25 protein-coding genes are annotated in these 25,135 nt (G+C 45.8%); 12 read left to right on the top strand and 13 right to left on the bottom strand.

What is annotated here, in order from left to right; translation table 11 throughout:
• Nucleotides 1–9 precede the first annotated feature (9 nt).
• Nucleotides 10–762, bottom strand: coding sequence for a GLPGLI family protein (locus FEF09_RS00535; protein ID WP_146302863.1), 753 nt, complete (start codon nucleotides 760–762; stop codon nucleotides 10–12).
• A gap of 176 nt (nucleotides 763–938) precedes the next feature.
• Here FEF09_RS00535 and FEF09_RS00530 point away from each other — a divergent pair, with 176 nt between their 5' ends.
• From FEF09_RS00530 to FEF09_RS00510, 5 genes are all read left to right on the top strand, one after another.
• Entirely contained in the window at nucleotides 939–2,378 is a 1,440-nt protein-coding gene (locus FEF09_RS00530) for a sensor histidine kinase (RefSeq protein WP_146302861.1), read from the top strand.
• 11 nt (nucleotides 2,379–2,389) lie between these two features.
• Nucleotides 2,390–3,079: a response regulator transcription factor gene (locus FEF09_RS00525; RefSeq protein WP_146302859.1), complete on the top strand. Its 690-nt coding sequence runs from the start codon at nucleotides 2,390–2,392 to the stop codon at nucleotides 3,077–3,079.
• Between the two features lie 16 nt (nucleotides 3,080–3,095).
• Nucleotides 3,096–4,124, top strand: a complete 1,029-nt coding sequence (gene pheS, locus FEF09_RS00520) for a phenylalanine--tRNA ligase subunit alpha (RefSeq protein ID WP_012788366.1) — start codon at nucleotides 3,096–3,098, stop codon at nucleotides 4,122–4,124.
• 93 nt (nucleotides 4,125–4,217) lie between these two features.
• Nucleotides 4,218–5,078, top strand: a complete 861-nt coding sequence (locus FEF09_RS00515; RefSeq protein WP_146302857.1) for a 3-hydroxyacyl-CoA dehydrogenase NAD-binding domain-containing protein — start codon at nucleotides 4,218–4,220, stop codon at nucleotides 5,076–5,078.
• A gap of 19 nt (nucleotides 5,079–5,097) precedes the next feature.
• A complete protein-coding gene (locus tag FEF09_RS00510) occupies nucleotides 5,098–6,075 on the top strand; it encodes an NAD-dependent epimerase/dehydratase family protein (protein WP_146302855.1) in 978 nt (325 codons plus the stop codon).
• Between the two features lie 9 nt (nucleotides 6,076–6,084).
• Here the strand turns inward: FEF09_RS00510 and FEF09_RS00505 are convergent, their stop codons facing one another.
• The 12 genes from FEF09_RS00505 to FEF09_RS00450 all read right to left on the bottom strand — a co-directional run bounded on the left by FEF09_RS00505 (nucleotide 6,085) and on the right by FEF09_RS00450 (nucleotide 19,251).
• Nucleotides 6,085–6,759 (bottom strand): hypothetical protein, encoded by a 675-nt coding sequence (locus FEF09_RS00505; protein WP_146302853.1) that lies wholly within the window; start codon nucleotides 6,757–6,759, stop codon nucleotides 6,085–6,087.
• A gap of 69 nt (nucleotides 6,760–6,828) precedes the next feature.
• Nucleotides 6,829–7,773, bottom strand: coding sequence for a UDP-3-O-(3-hydroxymyristoyl)glucosamine N-acyltransferase (locus tag FEF09_RS00500; RefSeq protein ID WP_146302851.1), 945 nt, complete (start codon nucleotides 7,771–7,773; stop codon nucleotides 6,829–6,831).
• 485 nt (nucleotides 7,774–8,258) lie between these two features.
• A complete protein-coding gene (hemN, locus tag FEF09_RS00495; RefSeq protein ID WP_146302849.1) occupies nucleotides 8,259–9,617 on the bottom strand; it encodes an oxygen-independent coproporphyrinogen III oxidase in 1,359 nt (452 codons plus the stop codon).
• A gap of 1 nt (nucleotide 9,618) precedes the next feature.
• Nucleotides 9,619–10,335, bottom strand: a complete 717-nt coding sequence (locus tag FEF09_RS00490) for a sulfite exporter TauE/SafE family protein (protein ID WP_146302847.1) — start codon at nucleotides 10,333–10,335, stop codon at nucleotides 9,619–9,621.
• Nucleotides 10,336–10,341: 6 nt separating this feature from the next.
• The gene (locus FEF09_RS00485) at nucleotides 10,342–10,779 is read right to left on the bottom strand and encodes a FixH family protein (RefSeq protein WP_146302845.1); all 438 of its coding nucleotides are present in this window, start codon (nucleotides 10,777–10,779) and stop codon (nucleotides 10,342–10,344) included.
• 25 nt (nucleotides 10,780–10,804) lie between these two features.
• A complete protein-coding gene (gene ccoG, locus FEF09_RS00480) occupies nucleotides 10,805–12,187 on the bottom strand; it encodes a cytochrome c oxidase accessory protein CcoG (RefSeq protein WP_146302843.1) in 1,383 nt (460 codons plus the stop codon).
• A 15-nt stretch (nucleotides 12,188–12,202) separates the two neighbouring features.
• Nucleotides 12,203–13,306 (bottom strand): cbb3-type cytochrome c oxidase N-terminal domain-containing protein, encoded by a 1,104-nt coding sequence (locus FEF09_RS00475; RefSeq protein ID WP_186774137.1) that lies wholly within the window; start codon nucleotides 13,304–13,306, stop codon nucleotides 12,203–12,205.
• Nucleotides 13,307–13,346: 40 nt separating this feature from the next.
• Nucleotides 13,347–13,511 (bottom strand): CcoQ/FixQ family Cbb3-type cytochrome c oxidase assembly chaperone, encoded by a 165-nt coding sequence (locus tag FEF09_RS00470; RefSeq protein WP_146302839.1) that lies wholly within the window; start codon nucleotides 13,509–13,511, stop codon nucleotides 13,347–13,349.
• A 27-nt stretch (nucleotides 13,512–13,538) separates the two neighbouring features.
• Nucleotides 13,539–15,665 carry a cytochrome-c oxidase, cbb3-type subunit I gene (gene ccoN, locus FEF09_RS00465; RefSeq protein ID WP_146302837.1) on the bottom strand — a complete coding sequence of 709 codons (2,127 nt, stop codon included), beginning with the start codon at nucleotides 15,663–15,665 and terminating at the stop codon, nucleotides 13,539–13,541.
• A 52-nt stretch (nucleotides 15,666–15,717) separates the two neighbouring features.
• Nucleotides 15,718–15,933 (bottom strand): cbb3-type cytochrome oxidase assembly protein CcoS, encoded by a 216-nt coding sequence (ccoS, locus tag FEF09_RS00460; protein ID WP_146302835.1) that lies wholly within the window; start codon nucleotides 15,931–15,933, stop codon nucleotides 15,718–15,720.
• 87 nt (nucleotides 15,934–16,020) lie between these two features.
• Nucleotides 16,021–18,414, bottom strand: a complete 2,394-nt coding sequence (locus FEF09_RS00455; protein ID WP_146302833.1) for a heavy metal translocating P-type ATPase — start codon at nucleotides 18,412–18,414, stop codon at nucleotides 16,021–16,023.
• 126 nt (nucleotides 18,415–18,540) lie between these two features.
• The gene (locus FEF09_RS00450) at nucleotides 18,541–19,251 is read right to left on the bottom strand and encodes a Crp/Fnr family transcriptional regulator (RefSeq protein WP_012788352.1); all 711 of its coding nucleotides are present in this window, start codon (nucleotides 19,249–19,251) and stop codon (nucleotides 18,541–18,543) included.
• 65 nt (nucleotides 19,252–19,316) lie between these two features.
• Between FEF09_RS00450 and FEF09_RS00445 the strand changes: the two genes are divergently transcribed.
• The 7 genes from FEF09_RS00445 to FEF09_RS00415 all read left to right on the top strand — a co-directional run bounded on the left by FEF09_RS00445 (nucleotide 19,317) and on the right by FEF09_RS00415 (nucleotide 25,066).
• The gene (locus FEF09_RS00445; protein WP_146302831.1) at nucleotides 19,317–19,901 is read left to right on the top strand and encodes a pseudouridine synthase; all 585 of its coding nucleotides are present in this window, start codon (nucleotides 19,317–19,319) and stop codon (nucleotides 19,899–19,901) included.
• Nucleotides 19,902–20,028: 127 nt separating this feature from the next.
• Nucleotides 20,029–20,904 carry a YicC/YloC family endoribonuclease gene (locus FEF09_RS00440; protein ID WP_146302829.1) on the top strand — a complete coding sequence of 292 codons (876 nt, stop codon included), beginning with the start codon at nucleotides 20,029–20,031 and terminating at the stop codon, nucleotides 20,902–20,904.
• 44 nt (nucleotides 20,905–20,948) lie between these two features.
• Nucleotides 20,949–21,458, top strand: a complete 510-nt coding sequence (locus tag FEF09_RS00435) for a gliding motility lipoprotein GldH (RefSeq protein WP_146302827.1) — start codon at nucleotides 20,949–20,951, stop codon at nucleotides 21,456–21,458.
• The gene (locus tag FEF09_RS00430; RefSeq protein WP_146302826.1) at nucleotides 21,439–22,458 is read left to right on the top strand and encodes a sensor histidine kinase; all 1,020 of its coding nucleotides are present in this window, start codon (nucleotides 21,439–21,441) and stop codon (nucleotides 22,456–22,458) included. Before FEF09_RS00435 ends, FEF09_RS00430 begins: the two co-directional genes overlap by 20 nt.
• 23 nt (nucleotides 22,459–22,481) lie before the next feature.
• The gene (locus FEF09_RS00425; RefSeq protein WP_089829386.1) at nucleotides 22,482–23,189 is read left to right on the top strand and encodes a response regulator transcription factor; all 708 of its coding nucleotides are present in this window, start codon (nucleotides 22,482–22,484) and stop codon (nucleotides 23,187–23,189) included.
• Between the two features lie 266 nt (nucleotides 23,190–23,455).
• Nucleotides 23,456–24,181 carry a sensor histidine kinase gene (locus FEF09_RS00420; protein ID WP_222596900.1) on the top strand — a complete coding sequence of 242 codons (726 nt, stop codon included), beginning with the start codon at nucleotides 23,456–23,458 and terminating at the stop codon, nucleotides 24,179–24,181.
• 129 nt (nucleotides 24,182–24,310) lie between these two features.
• A complete protein-coding gene (locus FEF09_RS00415) occupies nucleotides 24,311–25,066 on the top strand; it encodes a LytR/AlgR family response regulator transcription factor (protein WP_146302822.1) in 756 nt (251 codons plus the stop codon).
• Nucleotides 25,067–25,135 lie beyond the last annotated feature (69 nt).

Below are 25,135 nucleotides of genomic sequence, written 5' to 3'. Positions count from 1 at the left end.
AGTTCTTAGCTAGTTTCCATTCTGCCGTTCACGGAATTTCTGCATCGCGTCGCGGCGCATTTCACGCAGCTGATCTTCTGTTACTTTTTCTGCATTCGCAGGTATAGAGATGTCAGTAGTGACAGGTTTGAAATCTACTTTTAGTGCGTTAAAGGAGCGACGGCTACCCTCAGCGGAAAGTACTACCCCGTTACCATCAGGCAGCAGACCATTGATCGGGCTGTAGCTGAAAGGCAGGTCCTGTGTGTACCATACTGTATATTCTTCGTTACGTACGGTTACAGTGGCTTTTTTACAGGTTAAACCAGCGATCTTTTTGGTTTTATCGCTCAGTTTTGGATCTTTTGCGGCTGCGTAGGCTTCTTCGGCATAATAAACCTTTGTGGTATCTTCTGGTTTAGAGAAGATCTGGAGATATTTCTTTCCAGTCAGGTCTACGTAAGCATTTCCGAAGTTGCGCATACCACCGAAACGACCACCGCCGCCGCGGGGACCATTACCTCCGGGACCACCACCAGGACGCTGGCCACCGCCGAAGTTAGGGCGTTCTGTATCCAGTTTGCCTTTTCCGCCGGTGAAGTAGAAATGTTGATTAAAGGTGATAACCTGCTCTTCGCCGTCTCCTTCTGCACCACCACGCTGGGGCATTTTTGCATTCACTTCGTAGTCGATTACGCCGGTAGTTTTATCTTGTGCAAACGCCGTCATGCCAGTAAAGGCAACCAGTGCGGCGCTGAGTAGAGTCTTTGATAAGTGCTTCATATGCTCTGATTTTTTCTGATACAAAAGTCATTATTCGGTTTTCATTTGTTGGTTAAATAGCTTTATTTACTGTTAATTATTGTTAATGGGATAGAGCGGGTATAGCAGGAACCAATAGTTTTGCACCATACCCTCCTTGCCGGGGGAGCTCATCTTAACAGTGAAAATTGGCAGTTATGCGTCAGCGGATCCGCAATATTCTGATACTAATGTGTGTATGTATAGTCGGTATTTACCTTTTTCAGGGATATTGGTTATACAACTCCTATCATATACAGCTTGATCAGTTCAATAAAGACATCAATGAATCACTACGTACAGCAGTTTTTAACAAGCAGTTTGCTGATGCGCGCAAGTATTTCCGGAATTTCGGGAAAGATCGTGACCGTGATCCGTATCGTCTGTCACCACGCGATATACCTCCTTCGCCCGGAGAGCCTGAGATGCATACGATTCACCTCCAACGTGAACCTGTAACAGATACGATTAAACGCAGAAGAGAATCCCATTATAATAGTGATCCTTCTAAACGTGAATATGCTGATACTCTCGCGAGACAGATATCAGACCTGATACTGCTGAATAACCTGACAAGTGATAGTCTGAAACTGGTGAAACTGGACTCCGTATTTACAGCTGAATTGCATTCCCGGCAAATCCTGACGGATTATGAACTGGATACTTTCCATATTGATTTCAATGGTTATTCAAGAGAGGGTTTCAGAGATAGTCTGCGAAAAAGACCACCATTACAAACGTCCAAGATTCCATTCAATCCTGCCAGCAATCTGTTTGTGCAGGCAAAGTTTGAATCGCCTTTACAGTATATACTGGCAAAGATGATGTGGACGCTGGTAGGATCGCTGGCGTTGCTCGTCCTGACCACCATCTGTTTTGTGTATATGTTGCGTACTATACTGAAACAGAAGCGTTTATCAGAAGTGAAGAATGATTTTATCAATAACATGACGCATGAGCTGAAGACACCTATAGCCACCGTATATGCTGCTGTGGAAGCCATGCAGAACTTTAACGCACTGAATGATCAGCGTAAAACCCAGACGTATCTGGATATTTCCAAGCAGGAATTGCAACGCTTATCAGATCTCGTGGAGAAAGTATTGCATATTGCAGCAGAGGAGAGGGAAGAAATAGAGCTGTTCAGAGAACCAACAGATCTTAGTGACATGATGGATAGCATCATTACGAATCACCAGCTGAAATCTGGTCGTCCGGTACAGTTCCGTTTTGATAATCTGGTGGGAGAACGTCTGGTAAAAGTGGACAGAACGCATTTGACCAATGCGGTGAGCAATCTGGTAGACAATGCGATAAAATATTCCGGTGATCAACCTTCCGTATATATTAAGACCGCGCTGGAAGGAAGTAAGCTGATAATCAAGGTGAAAGATAATGGTATTGGTATACCAAAGATCTATCAACAGAACATTTTTGATACCTTTTTCCGTGTGCCTACCGGCAATCTGCACAACGTAAAAGGGTTTGGATTGGGGTTGAGTTATGTGAAAAAGATCGTGGAGCTGCATGGCGGAACTATATCTGTCAACAGCGAGCCGGAAAAAGGAAGTGAATTTATCATACAAATACTGGTTTAATACGTACAACTATGTCGAAAGTATTACTGATAGAGGATGAATGGCAATTGGGACAGATTGTGAAAGACAGCCTGGAAATGAGAGGTTTTGAGATGTTATATGCAGCGGATGGAAAAGAAGGCCTCCGTTTGTATCAGGAACATCAGCCTGATGTGGTTGTGCTGGATATCATGATGCCTAATATGGACGGATTTACGGTGACGACTGAGATCAGAAAACAGGATAAGACAACACCGATCATTTTTCTGACGGCCAAGTCCCAGACAACAGATGTCGTGAAGGGATTTGAGCTGGGCGGAAACGATTATCTGAAAAAGCCGTTCAGTATGGATGAGCTGATCGTTCGTATCAAGGCCTTGCTGGAGCGGTTTAAAAATGCTTCAGGCGCTGTTCCTGCTGTCAATAATGACAGTATTACCATCGGCCAGTATACTTTCAACTATACCAAGCAGACGCTGACCCGTAATAACCATACGGAGTTCCTCTCCCACCGTGAGGCAGAGATACTGCGAAGATTGTCGGAAAACCTGAATCAGGTAATGGAAAGGAAGACTGTTTTGCTTGATCTGTGGGGAGACGACAGCTTCTTTAACGCGAGGAGTATGGATGTGTTTATTACCAAACTGAGAAGGTATCTGAAAGACGATCCAAGAGTCCAGATCGTGAATATAAGGGGGGTTGGTTATAAACTGATCTTTTAAATTATCTTTGCGACCTATGGAGCAGATAGAACAGCAAATAGCTGCCTACAAACAGGAGATTCTGGCTTTTGAACCAGCCACAGCTGCGGACCTTGAACAATACCGCATCAAATTCCTTGGAACTAAAGGAATTGTTAAGGCCATGTTTGGCGAAATGAAGCAGGTACCTAACGAGCGTAAAAAAGAGTTCGGACAGGTCCTGAACGGCTTTAAACAGCTGGCAGAGGAAAGGTATACTCAATTTGAGCACCTGAAAGAAAACGGCGCTGCCGCCAGCACCGATATTGATCTGACTTTGCCGGAAGAGCCACACAGACTGGGTTCCCGTCACCCGATCAGCGTAGTAAGAAATAAGATCATCAGCATATTTGAACGTCTGGGTTTTGCCATTGCAGAAGGCCCTGAGATAGAGGACGACTGGCATAACTTCACGGCGTTAAATCTTCCGGAGAATCATCCTGCCCGCGATATGCAGGATACGTTCTACATCAGCAAGCATCCGGATTGGTTGCTCCGTACCCATACTTCTTCCGTACAGGTAAGAGCGATGGAATCAGGAAAGCTGCCTATCCGTATCATCTGCCCGGGTCGTGTATACCGTAACGAGACCATTTCTGCGAGAGCGCATTGCTTCTTCCATCAGGTAGAAGGATTGTATATCGATGAAAATGTGTCATTTGCGGATCTGAAACAGACGCTTTATCACTTCGTGAAAGAGCTGTTCGGAGACACAACACGTATTCGTTTCCGTCCATCCTATTTCCCATTCACAGAGCCAAGTGCGGAAATGGATATTTCCTGCCAGATCTGTGGCGGTTCCGGCTGTAACGTTTGTAAACATACCGGTTGGGTTGAAATCCTTGGATGTGGTATGGTGCATCCGAAAGTGCTGGAAAACTGTGGTATTGATCCTGAGAAATATACCGGTTTTGCTTTCGGTATGGGTATCGAGCGTATCACCATGTTGAATTATCAGATCAAAGACCTGCGCCTGTTTTCAGAGAACGATACAAGGTTCCTGGAGCAGTTTGAGGGAGCACTTTGACGGTAGACTATATTATCTTTTTTACAAGGAGAAAACGTGCGTTTGATATACCGCCGTTTTCTCCTTTGTTTTTTACCCCGAAAAAATTCCACTATGTTAACGATCGATCAGATAAAAACTATCGTTGTTTGCGGCGCAGGTACAATGGGCGCCGGGATTGCCCAGGTAGCGGCTATGAGCGGATATAATGCGATTCTCTATGATCTGCAGACAGCCGCATTGGCCGGCAGCCGGCAGCGATTGGAAGAATATCTGGATAAGGCTGTCAGCAAAGGACGTATGAGCCGGTCAGCAACAGCAGACATACTGCAACGCTTCTCTACCACCGGGGATATCGAAAAGTGTCAGGCAGACGTTGTTATTGAGGCGATTGTAGAAAGACCGGACATCAAAAAAGACCTGTTTAAAAAGCTGGCGGAGGTTAATGGACCTGATACCATTTTTGCCAGCAATACCTCTTCCCTTTCTATCTCCCTTATTGCCAAAGATATTGTGCACCCTGAGCGGGTTGCCGGGATGCATTTTTTTAATCCGGCGCCTTTGATGAAGCTGGTAGAAATTGTGAGTGGCGATGAGACAGCACCTGAAGTGTCGGAGCTGTTATATACGCTGGCAGGTAAGATGGGGAAGACGCCCGTAATGGCAAAAGATACGCCGGGCTTTATTGTGAACAGGGTGGCGCGTCATTATTATCTGGAAGCGATGCAGATAGCGGCAGATGGTGTGGCAGACTATAAAAAAATTGATCGTTTAATGGAGAGCGCGGGCTTTCGTATGGGGCCTTTTGCGTTGATGGATCTGATTGGCAATGACGTGAATCTGGCGGTTACCCGTTCAATTTATGAAGCCTATGACAAGGCATCCCGTTTTACCCCCAGTCCGTTACAGATAGAGAAAGTAGAAGAAGGCGCACTCGGAAAGAAAACCGGGAAGGGATTTTATAATTATCTTTGACCCAAACGGGACTTACTTCATGATTTTAGTAACGGGAGGAACAGGTTTTTTAGGCAGTCATTTATTACGGAAACTGGTGAATGTCGGGCAGCCGGTACGCGCATTGTACCGCAAAGAAATTCCTCAACAGGTAAAAGATATTCAGCATAAAATAGAATGGTTCCAGGGAGATGTACTGGATGTTATCTCGCTGGAAGAGGCTATGGTAGGGATAGATAAAGTCTATCACTGTGCTGCTGTTGTGTCTTTTAGTCCCGGAGAGCATGCCACGATGATGAAGGTGAATGTGGAGGGGACTGCGAATGTAGTTAACATGGCCATTGACGCTGGTGTCAGAAAGCTGGTGCATGTCAGTTCCGTTGCTGCGTTGGGAAGAGCCAAAGCGGGGAAGCTGGATGAATCTTGTGAGTGGCAGGAAAGTAAGAACAATTCAAAGTATGCTGTCAGTAAATACTTCTCAGAGATGGAAGTATGGAGAGGCCGTGCAGAAGGACTCGAGGTAGCAATTGTAAACCCAAGTATCATTTTGGGGTCTGGATATTGGAATGAAGGTTCAGGAGCGCTGATCAAAAATGCGTGGAAGGAATTCCCTTACTATACGGAGGGCATCAATGGATTTACCGATGTCCGGGATGTAGCGGAAGTTATGTACCGTCTGATGGAAAGTGATATAGACGGTGAACGTTTTGTGGTTTCAACTGATAACTGGAAGTATTATGACCTGTTCCGGCAGATGGCGGAGCAGTTGGGTAAGAAAGCACCACACATACCGGTAAAGCCATGGATGGCTGAAATTGTATGGAGGATGGAGGCGTTGAAGAGCAAAATCACCGGTAAAAAGAGCATTCTCACAAAAGAAACTGCCCGTACGGCACAAATGCAGGTTTTTTACAATAGCGACAAGCTGCAACAGGCATTGCCTGATTTTGCCTATATACCCCTTGAAAAGACGATTGCAGATATGTGCAGGGCGTTCCTGCAGGAGCAAAAACAATAATAAACAACATTATCTGACCAGCAGCGCGCCGATGGCCGCTGCCAGAATGGGTTGGAGCGCATTTCCTTCCATTTCCGCGCTCATCCATACACGGGGATGTGCCCCGGTCATCACAGCTGCTACCACCTGTTTACGGAGGTGGAATTCATAACAGATGTTTTCATAGGAATTATGGGCGCCAAAACGGTTATTGGCCGTAATGCGGAGTTCCGTCTCTGAGGAGCGCAGGACTCCCGCCGGCTTATTGTCATTCAGCTCTAGGTAATTCATATCCTTCAGAATAAGCTGCCATTGCTTTAACGGCTCGTTTTTAGCCGCATTGATACCTATGTAGGAGAAGAGTGCAGTCGCGGGCATTTTGTCCAGAAATGAGGGCAGAGAGAGCCCGGAGAAGGCAATATGGGCCGCCTGAGCCACTTGTATAAGTATGTCCTGCTCCTTGCCTTTTACCCGGATATTAAACGCATGCTGCGGAGATTTGATAAAAGAGAGGTCTATATCCTGGTCAATGCCGTTTTTGCGGGAGGATGTGCTGTAAGGGCCAAAAGTAAGGGTCCGGGCAGTGAACCAGCCATCGTCGATCTTAACCGGCCATTCCTGTGAGGCATCATACAATCCTTTCTGGGAGAAACCTGCCGTAGCGGAGGCAATAATGAGTACTACTGTAAGGAGATAACGGAACATATGTCTTGCTTAAACAAACAAAAAGGCTTCATGCGTTGTGTCTGCATGAAGCCTCTTTTATAGAGAATATTAATTGCCACCGAGCTTCTGCCAGATCTCAGGGATACGTTTGATCCAGGAGAGTTCTTTCATTTTGGTACGGGCATCTTCTACAGGTGAACCAAAGTAAGTCTTACCTCCTTCGAGAGAAGATGGAACACCGCTTTGTGCAAGCACAATAGCACCTTTACCAATGGTAAGGTCTTTGGATACGCCGACCTGACCCCAGAGTATTACGTTGTCTTCGATGTGTGCTTTACCGCCTACACCTACCTGACCAGCGAAGAGACAGTTACGGCCGATCACCGTACCATGTCCTATATGGATCATGTTATCGAATTTTGTGCCACGACCGATGATGGTATCGCCACTCACCCCTTTGTCTATCGTACAGCTTGCGCCAATCTCCACATCATCTTCGATAATCACTCTTCCACAGCTTTCCAGTTTGTCGTACATCACCTCTCTGTTTGCTCTTTTCTTGAAATAAAAAGCATCAGCTCCAATCACGCTGCCGGCATGTATGATCACATTGTTACCGATGATGGAGTTGTCGTAAATAGTTACGTTCGGATGGATGATGCAGTTGGTACCGATGGTAACATTATTACCGATGAAAACATTCGGCTGTATGATAGTGCCCTCGCCTATTACAGCGGTATCGCTGATGGGACTGGTGGCAGGTTGGAATGGTCGGAAACGTTTAACCAGTTTCACATAAGCGCTGAATGGATCGTCTGTTATCAGTAACACTTTACCCGGAGGGCAAGTAACTTTTTTATTGATGATGATAATCGTCGCCGCAGAACGCAGACAGGCATCATAGTACTTTTCGAAATCCACGAAAGAGATGTCACCTGGTTCAACCTTATGTATTTCGTTGATGCCGGTGGCCATCAGTTTCTCGTCGCCTTCCAGCGTAGCGCCTATGAATGCTGCTATTTCCGTTACCGCGATCGGTTCGTTAAACTTCATGTTTTCTGTTGTTTAGTAAGGCAAAGGTAGTAGAGAATCCGATATTATTGTTCACACGTTGTGGTTTCATGAAGATGAGAGACGAAGTTTTAACGCTTCTTTGTAACTGTTGTTATCCACACTTTTTTTAGTGGTGTGAATAAAAAAGTTTGCAATTTTTTTCTTTTGTGATGAAATTCTTTTTAATATTGTGTAGGGAATTTTTGTTCCCTGTACTTACTAACCCATTCACATAACAAGAAAGTCTGATTGTAAACACGGTCAGACTTTTTTAATGCCCGCTAGAATCCACGCCCCACAAGCATTTTCGCCGATCATCATTATAGTTTTTTCTTCTCTTCAATAAGCAGAGCTAAGTTGTTTTTATCGTGCGTCATATCTGTTGTTTAGAAATTCCATTTTTTGGAAAAAGTATCCCGTATTTGGATGAGAGGATACTGTTGCTTATAAAGTGATAAGAATGAGGTAAATAAGTGAAAGAAGTATCAGATTGCATTGCTGAACAGTTGGGATTGCGGCAACTTTCTCCACAGGCGGGCATCAAAAGCCATACAGATGTTGCGTATAAATGGTCTGCCTTTTTCAGTGACTGTGACGTTACCGGACTGTATATCTACCAATCCGTCTTTCTCAAGCTCAGTAAGCCTTTGCAGACTTTCTTCAACTACGCTGTTATCGTTGTTGTCAGGTGTCCAGCGGGTACCCAACCCACACATGAGTGCGTGGATATGACGACGAAGGAGCAGATCTTCTGTATTGAGAATATGTCCTCTTACAACAGGAAACTGACCACTGTTGACCAGTTGTTGCCAGGTAGTGATCTTCTTTTCATTCTGTGCGTATGCATACCAGCTGTCTCCTATGGAAGATGCACCCAGTCCTATCATCAGAGAGGTGTGGTGATCGGTATAACCCATAAAGTTTCTGTGTAGTGAACCCTGATTGCAGGCATGGTATAAGCTGTCGTGTGGCAGGGCAAAATGGTCCATACCAATCTCTGTATAACCGCTTTCAGCAAACATTGTTTTACCCAGTTCATAGAGCGCTCTTTTCTCTTCGTCCTTAGGGAGATCCTCTTCAGCATATCGCCTTTGTCCGACACCTTTCACCCAGGGAACGTGTGCATAGCTATAGAAAGATATTCTATCAGGCCGCAGCTGCATGACTTTGCTGATAGTATCTTTTACGCTGGTGATAGTCTGGAGTGGTAATCCATATACAAGGTCATAGTTGATGGATGTATAACCGATCTCTCTGGCAGTAGCAGTTACGCGTTCCACTGTCTCATAAGGTTGTATACGGTTGATGATATCCTGTACCCGCAGGTCAAAATCCTGAATACCGAGGCTCATACGGCGGAAGCCGAGATTATAGAGCGTAAGCATGTGTGCCGTGGTGGTATTATTCGGATGTCCTTCAAAGCTGAGTGTTGCATCGGGTAGCAGATCCGCCTGCAGATAAAGGTGTGATAACAACTGATGAAGACTTTCGGGACTAAAGAATGTTGGGGTGCCTCCACCGAGATGTATTTCCCTGATACGTGGCCGTTGTTTGAACAATTGGAGGTATAATGACCATTCCTTCAGCAGAGACGCAATATAAGGCGCTTCTACCCCATGATTGACTGTAATGTGCTTATTGCAGCCACAGTATGTACACAACTGTTCACAATAAGGCAGGTGAATATAGATACTGATTCCTTCTGTATCATTTGTGGCGCGAAAGGATTGCAGCAAAGCCTGCTTCCAGCTATCGGTATCGAAAATGGATTCATCCCAGTATGGTACTGTCGGATAACTGGTATAGCGGGGGGCAGCGGTATTATATTTTCTGATGAGTTGCATATCAGGAAGGTTTATAACAGTGTTGCATTACCTTTTCGTTGGGAGCAGGTAATACCGGACTGACGTAAGGAATGTTGAGATTAAGTCCGCGCATGATCAGGAGGAGTGCCATGACGGTCATTGCATAAGGTATGCAGCGACGTAAACGGTTACGAAAGTTGATACTGATAAGATCGTTGCACCAGGTAATGGCGATCATTGCGGGTAAGGTACCCAATCCGAAAGCCATCATGAACAGGGCGCCCTGTACGTAGCTGCCGGTGGCAATGGCGCCGGTAACTGCAAACCACACAAGTCCGCAGGGTAAAAGCCCATTCAGGAAGCCGATCCCATACAGCGTACGTAATTGCCTGCGCCGCAGGAGATTGCCCAGCATTTTTTTGATGTGGCGATCATAAAAACTGGTATTCATCCGGATATGCACCTTATTCAGGACATAGCGGCATAAGATAAACACCAGTATACCACATCCGAGCGTCACTGACAACCATTGCTGTAACCCTCCCAGAAAGAATTGTCGTCCAAGCCATCCGGCGATGGTACCCGGAATAGTATATGCAGTGATCCTGCCGGCATTGTATAAAAGAATGCCTATTTGTTTATGTACACCATCCAGATGCTGTACAGGTAAGGTGAGGGCAATAGGCCCACACATCCCGATACAGTGGAAACTGCCGATAAAACCCATGGATAAGGCGTATAACAATGTCAGGAACATGCGCTGTTAGTTGACGGTGATTAAGTGCTCCTGGAAGTAGTTTTTACCACCAGCTTCCCATTGTAACTGTACCCAGTAGTTTCCTTTCTGAAAACTTCTTTTACTGATCAGCATCAGTCCGTTTTCGTCTGTTTTAAGTGGCACAGAAACATCCTGACGGGAATCGGAGGCACGGTAGAACAATACGGTGCCTTTCAGGGCTACGCCGTGCATTTCTGCAGGGAAAAGTACCCCTACAGATTGCACAGACTGATTGATGCTGACAGGGGCGGAAAGAGATGCCGCCTCTCTCCTGCCATCGATCACCTGTTGGTATTTCAGTTCTGCTGCATAGTAGTCGGGAGTGACCATGTCGATGCGTGTATGCATACTTTTGGTTACAAGGGTAAGAATGCCCGCTGCAAAGAGTATGAATACAATGATGATTTTATGACCCCAGTTCATGACTGTAAATTTTATCAGTTGTGAGTTATCTGGCCGGTCCCAGAAAAGTTGTATTTAGTGTACCGGTCTTTTTATCTCCTTCGTAAAGAGAGATGCGAAGAGGTGTTTTACGTTTGCTGATGGCTGTGCGAGGCAGTATCACAAAAAAAATACCTTCACCTTGGTCTTCTTCTTTTACAAGTATCTGTGGGTGGCCCAGCAGTTCTATTTTACCGGATATATCTTCCAATCTGAGCGTCAGAGGAATATCAGCGGTCGTTTTGTTGACAAGCTTGATCCGGTAGAGATTAGAGATACTGTCAACCCCTCTTTCCTGATATAACATACCTGCAGTCCGGATAATTGTACCGCTGACAGGTTTGCGGCTGGCTAACATCCACGTGATGGCCGTCAGTAGAATGACCAGTATCGAAGTATAGATCTTCAGACGAGGAGTAAAGCGTAAGGGCTGTTTGTTGGCGATACCATTTTCAGATGCATAACGGATCAGGTCCAATGGACGACCGGTTTTTTCCATCATGAAATTACAGGCGTCTATGCAGGCCGTACAATTGACACACTCGAGCTGTGTACCGTTGCGGATGTCGATGCCAGTCGGACAGACCTTCACGCATTGATTACAATCAATACAATCGCCGAGGTTGTTATCTGCATTCTTTTTGAAATGTCCACGGGGTTCACCTCTGGTGTAATCATAGGCGACTACCACAGAATCTCTGTCCAGTAATACACCCTGTAAGCGTCCGTATGGACATACGATCGTACATACCTGCTCTCTGAAGAAGGCAAACACACTATAAAACACACCTGCAAAAATGACCATGGTTGCCAGTCCGCCGGTATGTTCAGCTACCGGTCCGGTGATGATTGCTGTCAGACTTTTAATACCAATGATATAAGCCAGGAAGGTATTGGCAATCAGGAAAGACAGGAGGTAAAAGAGGATATGTTTGCTTGTTTTCTTTATTATTTTATCGGTATTCCAGGGCGCTTGTCGCAGCATCTTCTGTGCTGCAGCATCCCCTTCGACCCAGTATTCTATTCTGCGGAACAGCATTTCCATAAAAATGGTTTGCGGGCATGCCCATCCGCAGAACAGGCGGCCAAAGGCCATGGTAAATAATACAATAAACAGAATAAAAGCCACCATGGCCAGACCGAAAATGAAAAAATCCTGTGGCCAGAATATGGCGCCAAACAGGATGAACTTACCTTCTACAACATTGAATAAAAACAGGGGCCGGCCGTTCAACTGAATGAACGGTCCGGCAAAAAACGCAAGAAAATAAAGGAAGCTCAGCACACTCCTTGCGTTATAAAATTTTCCTTTCGGTTGCTGGCTGAATATCCAGCTTCTTTTTCCCTGTCTGTCAACGGTAGCGATGCTATCTCTGAACGTTTCTTCCATCACAAATGCTTTTTCTTATTCTTTTTCCAATGCGCCTTGTGCTTCTTTTGGATCAGGAGGATTGGAACCATGAATGCTTTTGATATAGCTGGCCAGTTGTGCCAGTTGTTTCGGTGAGAAATCATCTTTCCATGACTTCATTCCTTTTTCAGGTACACCATATTTGATGGTAGAAAAGACGGCTTTTAGTTTTCCCCCATGCAGCCAATAATCGTCGGTCAGGTTAGGTCCTACTATCCCTTGTCCCTGTGCACCGTGACAAGGCGCACAATTAGACGAGAAGAGTTTTTGTCCGGTAGCAATATCGTCTGCTCCGGTCAGCAGGGTGACATTGTTTTCATCAATATTATTAGCCGCATTCTTCAGGTATTCCTCTTTTGCTTCCGCAGCAGCTGCTTCAGCAATGGCCAGTTCTTCCAATTGGGTGGGAGCAGAATGAGATATCTGGAATCGCCAGACATATACAACTGCAAATACCACACTGCAAATGAAGCCCCATCTCCACCATGGTGGCGTCGGGTTGTTCAGTTCGCGGATACCGTCGTAATCGTGCCCCATATCTTCGTCCTGTTCTGATGCTTCATCCAGTGTTCTGGTGTCATTAAGACGTTCAAACCAGTGTTTTACAGGTTTGCCGGGAACCGCGGCTTTTACTTTCCTTTTCCTTTCCATACCAACCAGTACACGTAATGTATAGAGGAGGGAGAAGATGATCATGATCTGCAATGTGATCACAGATATCAGGAGGTAAAAGGAGGTGTCAGAAAGTCCGCTGATGATATTGGGAGCCACAGTGGCTGTTGCTTCCGCCGTTTCTTTTGCATCCTGTGCAAACAGGCTGTTGGCAGAAAGTAATCCGACGAGGAGCAGGATAGCGGAAACAACCGGTTTACTTTTTTCACTCTTCACACGTTCTCTGTAAATATCCATGGCACTGATCACAGCGCTTCCCAGTACTACGATCGCGATGAGCAGTCCGATGATGACTGTCAGTAACACAATCGCAACCGGATGTCCCAGCTCTGATGGGGGCTCAGGTTTGTACTGTGCTGCTGCCGGAAGGGCGCTCAACAGGCATAGGGAGAAAAGGCTTGTTATAGTGATTGATTTCTTGTTCATAATGTTGCAATTGGAGAATAGTAAAATGCGCATGTTGTCATCAGTGATCATCCAGAGGTATGTTGCTGATATGATCTATCATGCCTTTATCTGCTTTGAATGCCCAGCATGCAGCTAATACAAAGAATACTGTAAAGATGACCAGGGAGGAAAGCGGATAAATGCTTACGCCTGTGATAGATTCCAGGTAGTTGATAAACTTCATGTCTTGCTTGATTTACAATTGTTCAGATTATTTTTTCTCCGCGATTGTATTCGATTTGATGTCTGTACCCAGACGTTGCAGATAAGCGATCAATGCGATGATTTCTTTATCTGAGGATACTTCCAGTTTATCTTTTTTCAGCGTTGCTGCAATTGCTTCCCCCTGTTGCTGCATATCGGTATTTGCTTTCGCTTCGTAGCCTACAGGATAAGGCACACCCAGTTTGCGCATTGCATTGATCATTGCCGGTGTTTTGGCTTTGTCGATCTTCTCGTCAAATAACCATGGATATTGCGGCATGATAGAACCCGGAGACATAGAGGTGGGGTCGAGCATATGGTTGTAATGCCAGGAGTGCGGATATTTTCCTCCTATTCTTGCAAGGTCCGGACCTGTTCTTTTTGAACCCCATTGGAACGGGTGATCGTAAATGAATTCACCGGCTTTGGAATATTCGCCGTAACGCGCCACTTCATCACGGAAGGGACGGATCATCTGGGAGTGACAGGTGTAACATCCTTCTCTGATGTATACATCACGACCGTGCAATTCAAGCGGTGTGTATGGTTTTACACTGGTGATGGTAGGGATGTTACTTCTTACGAGGAAGGTAGGAATCAGTTCCAGTATACCACCTATGCCTACTACGATCAGACTGAAAACTGCCAGTTGTATAGGTCTGCGTTCAATCCAGTTATGCCAGTGAGATTTACCATGTGTATGTACTTCTTTTGGTAATGGTGCTGCTTCAGCCGGTTCGTTGGCAATGAATGATCCGCTGCGGACAGTCTTTGCGAGGTTGAAGATCATCAGTATCACACCGGAGATATAAAGTACGCCACCTAATCCGCGAAGCGCATACATCGGCACAACGGTTGCCACGGTTTCCAGGAACTGGAATTTCAGCTGTCCTTCCGGTGTAAACTGTTTCCACATCATACTCTGTGTGAAGGCAGCCCAGTAAAGCGGAATAACATAGAAGATAATACCCAGTGTACCCAGCCAGAAGTGCGTGTTAGCCCATTTGCGGGAATATAGTTGTGTGGAGAACAGACGAGGCAACATCCAGTACAGGATACCAAATGTCAGGAAGCCATTCCATCCCAGTGCTCCTACGTGTACGTGTGCAATGGTCCAGTCAGTGTAGTGGCTGATTACGTTCACGTTTTTCAGTGACAGCATCGGCCCTTCAAATGTGGCCATACCGTAGCAGGTCAGCGCTACTACGAAGAATTTAAGGATAGCATCTTCCCTTACACGGTCCCATGCGCCACGCAGCGTCAGCAGGCCGTTCAGCATACCGCCCCAGGAAGGCGCGATCAGCATGATAGAGAATACTGTTCCCAGTGATTGTGCCCATTCAGGCAATGCGGTGTATAGCAGGTGGTGAGGTCCGGCCCAGATATAAATGAATATCAGTGCCCAGAAGTGGATAATAGACCAGCGATAAGAATATACGGGTCTGTTGGCCGCTTTAGGCACGAAGTAGTACATCAGTCCGAGATAAGGGGTGGTCAGGAAGAAGGCCACGGCATTGTGTCCGTACCACCACTGTACCAGTGCATCCTGTACACCTGCGTACCAGGAGTAGCTTTTCAGGAAGGAGACCGGCATCTCAAAAGAGTTCACAATGTGCAGCATCGCGATAGCTACCCATGTACCGATGTAGAACCAGATGGCTACGTACAGATGCATTTCACGACGACGAAGGATTGTACCGAGCATATTGGCGCCAAAAACCACCCAGATCAGTGTGATGGCGATATCGAAAGGCCATTCCAGTTCTGCATATTCTTTACCGGTAGTACAGCCCATCAGCAGTGTGATAGCGCCACCTGCGATAATAGCCTGCCATCCCCAGAAATGAATTTTACTCAGCAGGTCGCTGAACATTCGTGCTTTACAAAGGCGCTGGAGGGAGTAATACACACCCATGAATATACCGTTACCTACAAAAGCGAAGATGACAGCGTTGGTGTGAACAGGTCTGAGACGGCCAAATGTTGTAGGTGCATAACCAAGATTAAGATCAGGAAGCACGAGTGCCAGTGCAGCCCATAATCCGGCAAGCATACCGATCAGCCCCCAGCCGATACAGGCGTATGCAAACCATTTCACGGTACGGTTATCGTACGAAAATTTTTCGAGAGACATGTTTGTTCAATTACGAATGATAAGAGATGCGTTGCTAGTATAAAGAGGAGCGTTAGTTATGCTGGCAGATGCGTGATTTACAGTTGGTGTTTGTACAGGCATTCCCTGATTTGCAGGTCGTTTCGGCCGGTTTGGTTTCGAACAGTACACGATGTGCAGGAGAGAAATTATCTTCAAATTGTCCATTCCTTACTGACCATATAAAAGCCGCCAGAAAGAATATGGCTACCAGCAGGCTGGCTCCGAGAAGGATGATGATCACGCTCATAGTAATTGGTTTTAATTTCTATGAACAAAGCTAGCCTGTTGCGGGTGGGGGTACGATGATGCTGCTCAACCAGTATACTGATTCATATCATGATCTGTTCATCCACTCGCTCAGACCGTAGGTCAGTAATACAATACTGATGGAGCTGGCGGGCATAAGTATAGCCGCTGTCAAAGGAGAAAAACTACCTTGTACAGCAAAGAAAAGACCGATGAAGTTGTAGAGTAAGGAAATGATGAAAGTAATAATAATGATACGTCTGTTGTTCCTGCAGGTATTGATCAGCCGGGGAAGCCGGATCAGTTCTGCTGCTTCAAGTATACCATCGCTGGCGGGTGTAAAATTGTTACTGTTTTCTGTCAGGGAAATGCCTATATCACTTTGTTTCAGAGCTCCGGCATCATTCAGCCCATCCCCTATCATTAATACACGATGTCCCTGTTGTTGTAATGAAACGACATAATTCAGTTTGTCTGCTGGTTTTTGTGCAAAATGCAGACTGGCAGAAGGACCCATGATTTTTTGCAGATAGGCACTTTCCGCGTCATTATCACCGGAGAGCAGGGATAATGAATATTGGTGCTGTAGCTGCTGTAACAAGGATTGTATGCCACTTCTGTATTGATGACGAATGATGAAACGACCAGCCTGATGGCCGTCAATTTTTATGTATACGGTACTGCCATCTGTACTGGTATTGTTCTCTGCACCGATAAAAGCAGCACTTCCCAGCTGAATGAAATTATATTCTATCCAGCCGCTGATCCCTTTGGCTTCAATACTTCTGAAATTGCGGACAGGAAGGCGTTCATCTTTGCCGCAAAAGCTGGAGATCATTTTACTGAGCGGGTGATTAGATTGTGCCGCCAGTGTACCGATCGCCATCAATTTTTCGGGAGTAAGTATTGGTCCTTCATAGGAGATAGTTGCTTCTGCTTTGCCGGTAAGTGTACCCGTTTTGTCGAATACAATGTGATCTATCGTTGCCAGACGTTCAATCGCATCCGCATTACGGAGGTAAAGATGTCGGCGACTGAGGATGCGTAAAATGTGTCCATTGGTAAAAGAAGCCGCCAGCAACAAGGCACAGGGGCAGGCAATGATCAGTACTGCGGTCACGGCCGGCCATATACGGGATGGATCATGCGCCCACCAATAAGTGGCCGCGATGACAGCAATGCTCAATACTACCCATGTAAAATAACGGCTGAGCATATGGATAAAGGACACCTGTTTATTCTCAGGAGCGCGCAGTTCTTCTCTGTTCCAGAGGCTGGTGAGGTAGCTTTGAGCTACTTCTTTAATGGTGAGGATCTCAATATTTCCTTCCAGTTGTTTTCCTCCCGCATATACGATTTCGCCGGTAGCTTTGTGTACAGGTACTGCCTCTCCTGTTACGAAGCTGTAATCTATGATAGCATTGCCCTTTACGAGAATACCATCAGCGGGGATCAATTCCTGATTGTGAATGAGCAGGGTATCATTATTGCGGATATCAGGTAAGGCGGTAGGTACTTCCTGTCCGTTTTTCAGCACTGATACAGCGATGGGGAAATAGGCAGTATAGTCGCGATCAAAAGAGAGCCCCTGATAAGTTTTATCCTGTAATATTCTACCAACAAGCATAAAGAAGACAATCCCGGTCATGGAATCGAAATAACCAGCTCCTTGTTCGCTGAATACATCTGTCAGGCTGCGGATGAAAGTAACAATGATGGCCAGAACGATTGGTACATCAATATTCAGAAAGCCGGTTTTCAATCCACCCCAGGCAGACCGGAAAAACACCTGTGCGCTGTAGAAGAACACAGGCAGGGACAGGCTGAGATTGAGCCAACGGAAAAGGTGGTTCATTTTTTCGTCGGAGTAGCCATAGTTAGAAAAATATTCAGGGAAACTGAGCAGCATAATATTGCCGAAGCAGAAGCCGGCTACGCCGAGCCGATATACAAGATCACGTTGTATGCGTGGTTTTTTCTGACGCAGGTCCTGCAGACTGATATAAGGTTCATAACCGATACTTGTCAGCGTCTCGGCGATATGTCGCAGGGAAGTTTCCTGTTGCCTGAAAATGACGAGGGCTTCTTTACGGGTGAAGTTGACAGTTACCCGTTGAACGCCGGCATCCAGCCGATGGAGATTTTCCAGGAGCCAGAGACAGGAACTGCAATGGATATGTGGGATGTAAAAAGTAATATGGGTCTGGTTGTCATCCTGAAATTGTATGAGCTGTTGCTGGATTTTTTTATCGTCGAGGAAGGCAAATTTGTCTTTACGAACCGTGATACGTTGTGACTGACCGGGATTTTCGTTCAGCGTGTAATAATCGCAAAGTCCGTTTTCATTCAGGATCTCGTATACCAATTTGCATCCTTCGCAGCAGAAGTGATTGTTTTCCAGTACAATTTTGTTGTCCGGACAGTCTTCTCCACAGTGTGCACATTGCAATTTTGTATCAGGAATGACAGCGATAGTTGCCATGATAAACGGTTTGTTGCAAAACTACCTGTATATAAAAAGGGGGGCAATGATGGGTATCAAAGGGGAGACTGATCTGTGTCAGTAAGCGGGGAGTAAGGTCGTAATATCTTTGTGGAGGAAACGGATCTAGTCCTGAAGGTTGGCGGTCCGGGTCAGTTCTTCCGGGTTCAGCAGGCGGATCTTTTTACCCTGTAGTTCAATAAGACCGTCTTTTTTAAATTCAGAGAGCAGGCGGATGGCTGATTCTGTGGCGGTTCCGACCAGATTGGCGATCTCTTCGCGGGAAAGGCGAACGTTGAGGGTGCTGCCATCCTGTTCTACCCCATAGGTTTCTCTGATGAAAAGGAGTGTTTCGGCGAGGCGTTCACGTACTGGCTTCTGTGCCAGATGGGTGATCTTCATTTCTGCTTTTCTGAGTTCACTGGCAAGGATACGCATCATTTCAAGGGAAAGGCTGGCATCTTTCTGCAATACGCTCATGAAAAGGTCTTTCGGAATAAAGCAGACGGAGGAGTCGTCGAGGGCTATTGCCGAAGCGGTATAGCGTTCAGCGCTGAGCAGCGCTTTATAACCTATAATATCGCCGGGTTTGGCCAGACGAACGATTTGTTCGCGGCCATCGTCTCCACAGTGGGATAATTTTATTTTGCCTGTATTTACGCAATAAATGCCGAACGGGTAAGCGCCTTCCTGGAATACAATCTGTCCTTTTTTGTAAGTAGTACAAACTTTCGCGGACTCTATTTCTTCCAGATTACACTTCTCAGCCTTGAATAAAATTGATCCAAAGCGGTCCTGGCAATTCGCACATGAGGCATTATGGTAAGGCGTACACATAAGTTTCAGTTGGCAAAATTACTAATTTACGGCCAAAATAATCGTACGACCTTACTACTTTGGGTATGCCATTTAAATATTATATAATATATAAGCCTTTTCAGGTACTCACACGGTTCGGGAAGGAAGAGGGAAAGGCCAGTCTGGCGGACTATTTCGACGTACCGTCGGATGTGTATCCGGTAGGCAGACTGGACTATGACAGTGAGGGTTTGCTCATCCTCACAAACGATAAATCTTTAAATCACCGGTTGTTGGATCCCAAATTTGCGCATGAGCGGGAATATTGGGTGCAGGTAGATGGTGCGGTAAATGTGGAAGCGATACAACAGCTGAAACAGGGGGTGAAGATTTCTATAGATGGAAAGCTCTATCAGACCCGTCGCTGTCAGGCGGCTATATTTGAGGAAGAGCCTCCGGTTCCGGAACGGAATCCCCCTATCCGTTTCCGTAAGCTGATCCCCGCACCCTGGATCAGATTGACCCTGGGGGAGGGAAAAAACCGACAGGTCAGAAAAATGACAGCTGCAGTAGGATTCCCGACGTTGAGACTTATCCGTTACCGCATAGCCCGCATTACGGTGGAGGGGCTGGAACCGGGCCAGATGCGGGAAATGGAGCGGAAAGAGATCTTCGATCTGCTGTTTTAGGAGGCATATATTGGAAGGTGCCGGCGGGCGTTGAGCCGGGAGGTGCAGAAACAGTATATGGATTACCGGACGTATTCTTTGCGTTTTGGGCTAATTTAGGTAGGTTTGTTGCCTACAAATCTCTATTATGCTGAAATCAATGACCGGCTTTGGAAGGGCGGAAATAACCAAGGGGGAAACTACGATTGTTGTGGAAGTGAAATCGCTGAATGGTAAGCAGTTTGAGGTGAACCTTAAAATATCGCCATTATTAAAGCCTTATGAGTTTGACATCCGTAATATAATGCAGCAGTCTTTGTTGCGTGGTACGCTGGATGCAACGGTAAATATCAGGCAGAATGGAGCTACGCGTCCGGTGGTAATCAACACCGATCTTGCGAAGTATTACCATCAGTCCATTAAGACGCTGGCTACAGAATTAAACCTTCCGCAGGAGGATATGCTGAATGTGTTGATGAAATTACCGGAAGTGGTATCGCCTGCGACAGAACAGATCTCTGAAGAAGAGTGGCAGGAAGTTGAGAATGTGATCAGACAGGCAGTAGCTGATCTGGATGCACATCGTGCAGATGAAGGAAAGATGCTGTCAGCCGATCTGCTGTTGCGTATAGAGAACATAGGGACTTATTGCACGAAAGTGCGAGAGCTGGATCCGCTGCGTAAAGACAAGGTGCGTCAGCGTCTGGAAGGACTGCTGGCAGAACATGTGGGTAAGGAAAATGTGGATGAAAACCGTCTGGAGCAGGAATTGATCTTCTATTTAGAGAAGCTGGATATTTCAGAAGAGCTGATAAGACTGGAGAATCACTGCCGTTATTTCAAGGAAATCCTGGCAGACGGCGATCCGGGGAAAGGTAAAAAACTGGGATTTGTGCTGCAGGAAGTAGGTAGAGAAATCAATACAACCGGTTCAAAAGCCAACGACGCCAGCATTCAGCAATGGGTGGTGTTGATGAAGGATGAATTGGAAAAAGCGAAAGAGCAGGTGTTGAATGTATTGTAAGAAGGACATAGTTCCTTACGTAATAAACGTATTTTCAATAAAATATGAATAGACTCTGCCGGATGATGGCGGCCGCGGGAATGTTACTTGCAGTAGCTTCCTGTCAGCCCCTGAAAATGGATACCTATGAAAAGAACCTGGATATTCCGGGACATGAGTGGGCTTATGCTAATAAACCCGTTTTTGAGGTGACCGTGCAGCCTCAGGATACGGCCTATCTTTATAACATTTATGTGAATGTAAGGCATAAGGACTCCTACCCTTACAGTAACATCTGGCTGCTGGTTCATACGCAGTTCCCCGGTGACAAGCCGGTGGCACAGCGCGTGGAACTGCCACTGGCCGACGTATCGGGCAAATGGCTGGGTAGCGGACTGGATGACATCTATGAGCACAGGATCCCTATTCAGCAGAAAGCAATTCTGGACAGACCGGGAACCTACAAGTTTACTTTTGAACAAAACATGCGGCAAAATCCGTTGCCCGATATTATGAATGTAGGCCTGCGGATCGAGAAAGCCGGTTTACGAAAAAATGAAAAAGCTATTCCGTAATATGCAGGAAGGGAGAGCGATCTCCTTTATTTATCTTTTTGTGCTGGCATATACCATTCTCGCACTGGTATGGTGGGGGGTGCTGCTTTTTAATCAAAGCGAGCAGATCACCCGGTTTGAGATACAAAACCTTGTTTTACGTACTGACAGTATTGCACATCCTGTCGAATATCATCAGGAGCTGACGCGCATACAGACTACAGAAGAGAGACGTTCTGTCATGTTCTTTGGAGAAGGACTTATTTTTCTGGCCATCATTTTACTGGGTGGGTTCTTCGTTTACCGTGCCATCTGGAAGCAAATGCGTCTTTCACAGCAGCAGCAAAACTTTATGATGGCGGTGACACATGAATTAAAATCGCCGATAGCTGCCGCTAAACTTAATCTTGAAACACTCCGCAAACATAAGCTGGACGAGGATAAGCGACTAAAACTACTAGACAATACCATCCGGGAAACCAACCGGCTGGACCAGCTTTGTAATAATATATTGCTGGCTTCACAAATGGAGTCTCAGCGTTACCAATTGTTCCGGGAGGATATTGACTTTTCTTTCCTGCTGGAAAACGGGGTAAAGGAAATCCAGTCACGCATTTCGACACATACGATACAGGCACATATTTTGCCTGATGTCTGGGTCAACGGAGATAAGTTCATGCTGCAGATCTTACTGAGCAATCTCGTAGAAAACGCCGTGAAATATGCCCCCCGGAATACCAGAATCGATGTGAGTCTGGAAGAATGCAGTAACAACGTGTTAAAGCTGAAAGTTACCGATGAAGGGCCTGGGGTGCCAGTGGACGAACGGGAAAGGATATTCCTCAAGTTTTATCGTATAGGCAATGAAAATACGCGTAAAGCGAAAGGGTCCGGACTTGGGCTGTTTCTCAGCAGAAAGATTGTACAGCAGCATGGAGGAACGATTGTCGTGAAAGATAATATACCCGCAGGTGCCAGTTTTGAGATATCATGGCCGGTATATTCCATTCAAAGAGTGTAAATTAGTGATAGCAATTATTAACTATGAAGGAAGCTACTAAAGCATCCATACTACTGGTAGAGGACGAAGAGAACCTCCAGGAAGCGCTGAAGCTGAACCTGGAACTGGAGGGATATGAAGTAACGGCTGTAGATAATGGTACCGCTGCTTTAAAGGCGGTAAAGAACGAATATTTTGACCTGATTATACTGGATATCATGCTTCCGGAAATGGACGGTATTGCCGTTTGCGAGAACATCCGTATCCAGAACAATGAAGTACCTATCCTGTTTTTAAGCGCTAAGAACAGCAGTGCTGACCGCGTGCTGGGCCTGAAAAAAGGTGGGGACGACTACATGACAAAGCCTTTCAACCTGGAAGAACTGCTCCTGAGAGTGGAAAAGCTGATCGTAAAAAACAAACGTATTCAGGATAAGGATAGTGTTTCTACCGTATATCACTTCGGTAATAATGAAATCGACTTTGCCGCTCAGGAATGTATCGGCAAAGATGGCAAACACTATGAACTGAGTAAAAAAGAGACCATGCTCCTGAAACTGCTCATTGAGAACAAGGGAGAGGTCGTGACCCGTGAAAAGATCCTGCAGGTGGTTTGGGGCTACAACGTCTACCCTACTACCCGTACTATAGATAACTTCATATTGAACTTCCGTAAATATTTTGAAGAAGACAGCCGGAATTCTAGGTATTTCCATTCCGTAAGAGGGGTGGGATATAAATTTACCGAATAGCCATTGTTACCAGTTACCCTGATTTTTGCCCCGGTTGTTCTGCAAATGCTGCCTTGTAATAATTGCCCCTTTCCCGGCAAGCGGAATTGATGGATATTTAGCACCAGTCTTGACTACATTGCATGATCGTGCCTGCCGGAGTGTACGACTTTGCAAGGGACTTATATTATATCCTTTCGCAAACCTTTAGAAATTTGGTTTTTTGCTCTAACATACTCAATGCAGTAGGTTGGCCGTACTGGGTGTTTTTTCTGTTGAGTTTGATCATGATCTGCTGTGTCTTCTATGTCAGGGAACGGCGCATAAAGCAGGCATCAACAAAAGAGATAAGCAGGCAACAGCAGCTGATACACCTGGAAATGCATGCATTTCAGGCGCAGATGGATCCGCATTTTATCTTTAACAGTCTGAATGCTATACACCACTACATCCTTACTACCAGTACCGATCTTGCTTCCCTTTACCTCACACGGTTTGCCCGTCTGATGCGCCTTATTATTCGCAACTGCAATAAGGAATGGGTTAATTTAGAAGAAGATATAGAGGCTCTGGAACTGTACTTACAGCTGGAACAGCTACGTTTCGGTGCTCAGTTTGACTATGAACTGGACATTGCCCCGGATGTATTCCAGCAGGTCACTTTTGTGCCACCATTGATCATTCAGCCATATATACAGGAGGCTATCTGGAGACGCCTGCTATTAAGACCCACAAAAAGCGGGGGTTGCCTCCGTATCTGTATCAGCCGTGCTAATGAAATGCTTATTGTCAGAATAGAAGATAACGGCGTTAATCAGGATCCTCCTGCAGATGAAGCCCATCTTTCCAAAGGTATCAGTATCGCTGTGGCGAGATTACGGGCCATTAATGAGCGGTATAATATGAGTGCCGGCATCACAGAGCAGGAGCTTTACAATGAATTGAAACAACCTGACGGTCACGTTGTTATAATTAATATGCAGCAGGCAGCTGCCAGAGAAGGGGTAATGTAATGTATAAAAACGTCATCTGCGTAAAATAAACTTTCACATCTTTACACTAAATATTGTATTTTTTATAAACCCTCGCCTATGCTATTCTTATGCTGACGGAGGGTCTTTGGGGACAAGAATAAATACGACATGCGCACCATTATCGTGGATGATGAAAAACTTAGCCGAAGCGTTTTGAAGCTTTTGCTGGAGAAGCATTGCCCTGCAGTTAATATAGTGGCAGTTTGCGCTGACGGGATTTCTGCATTGGAGGCAATAGAAAAATACCAGCCGGACCTACTTTTCCTGGACATCGAGATGCCGGGTCTGAATGGATTTGACGTGCTGAAGGCGTGTAAAGACGCCAGCTTTTCCATTATTGTTACCACTTCATATGATCATTATGCACTGGATGCTATCCGGCATAATGCGCTGGACTATTTACTCAAACCCATCATCAGGGATGACCTGGTAGATGCCGTTGATAAGGCCATGGCCCGTCGCCAGCAAAAAGTACAGCCCGGGAGCAAATCGGATACTTCCATATTGGAGGTATTGCATCAACACCTCTACCCTGGAGAAAGACTGGCGCTACCGAGTCCCGAAGGACTGAGGATGTTGCTGGTAAAAGATATTCTATACTGTGTGGCTGATGGAGAAACAACGCTCGTACATCTGGTGAATGCCACGGAGCCTTCTCTGGTATGTCGCTCGCTAAAGGAAGTGGAAGGACAGTTGAAGAACAAAGGTTTCTTCAGAGTACATCACAGTTATGTGGTCAATCTAAATTATATGGACCGGTATATCAAAGGAGATGGAGGAGATATTATTATGAGCGATGGTAGTTGTATACCGGTATCCCGACATCGCAAGCAAGAGTTTATGGATAGGATAGAAAAGCTTTAAGCCGCAAACTACAGGCTTCAGGAAAGAAGAATATGTTATCCAACCGGATGCCCGTAGTTTGCGGCTTGT

This window comes from Chitinophaga pinensis, from assembly GCF_007896845.1.
GTDB lineage: Bacteria > Bacteroidota > Bacteroidia > Chitinophagales > Chitinophagaceae > Chitinophaga > Chitinophaga pinensis_C.
This window is presented reverse-complemented; position numbering and strand designations above follow the sequence as displayed.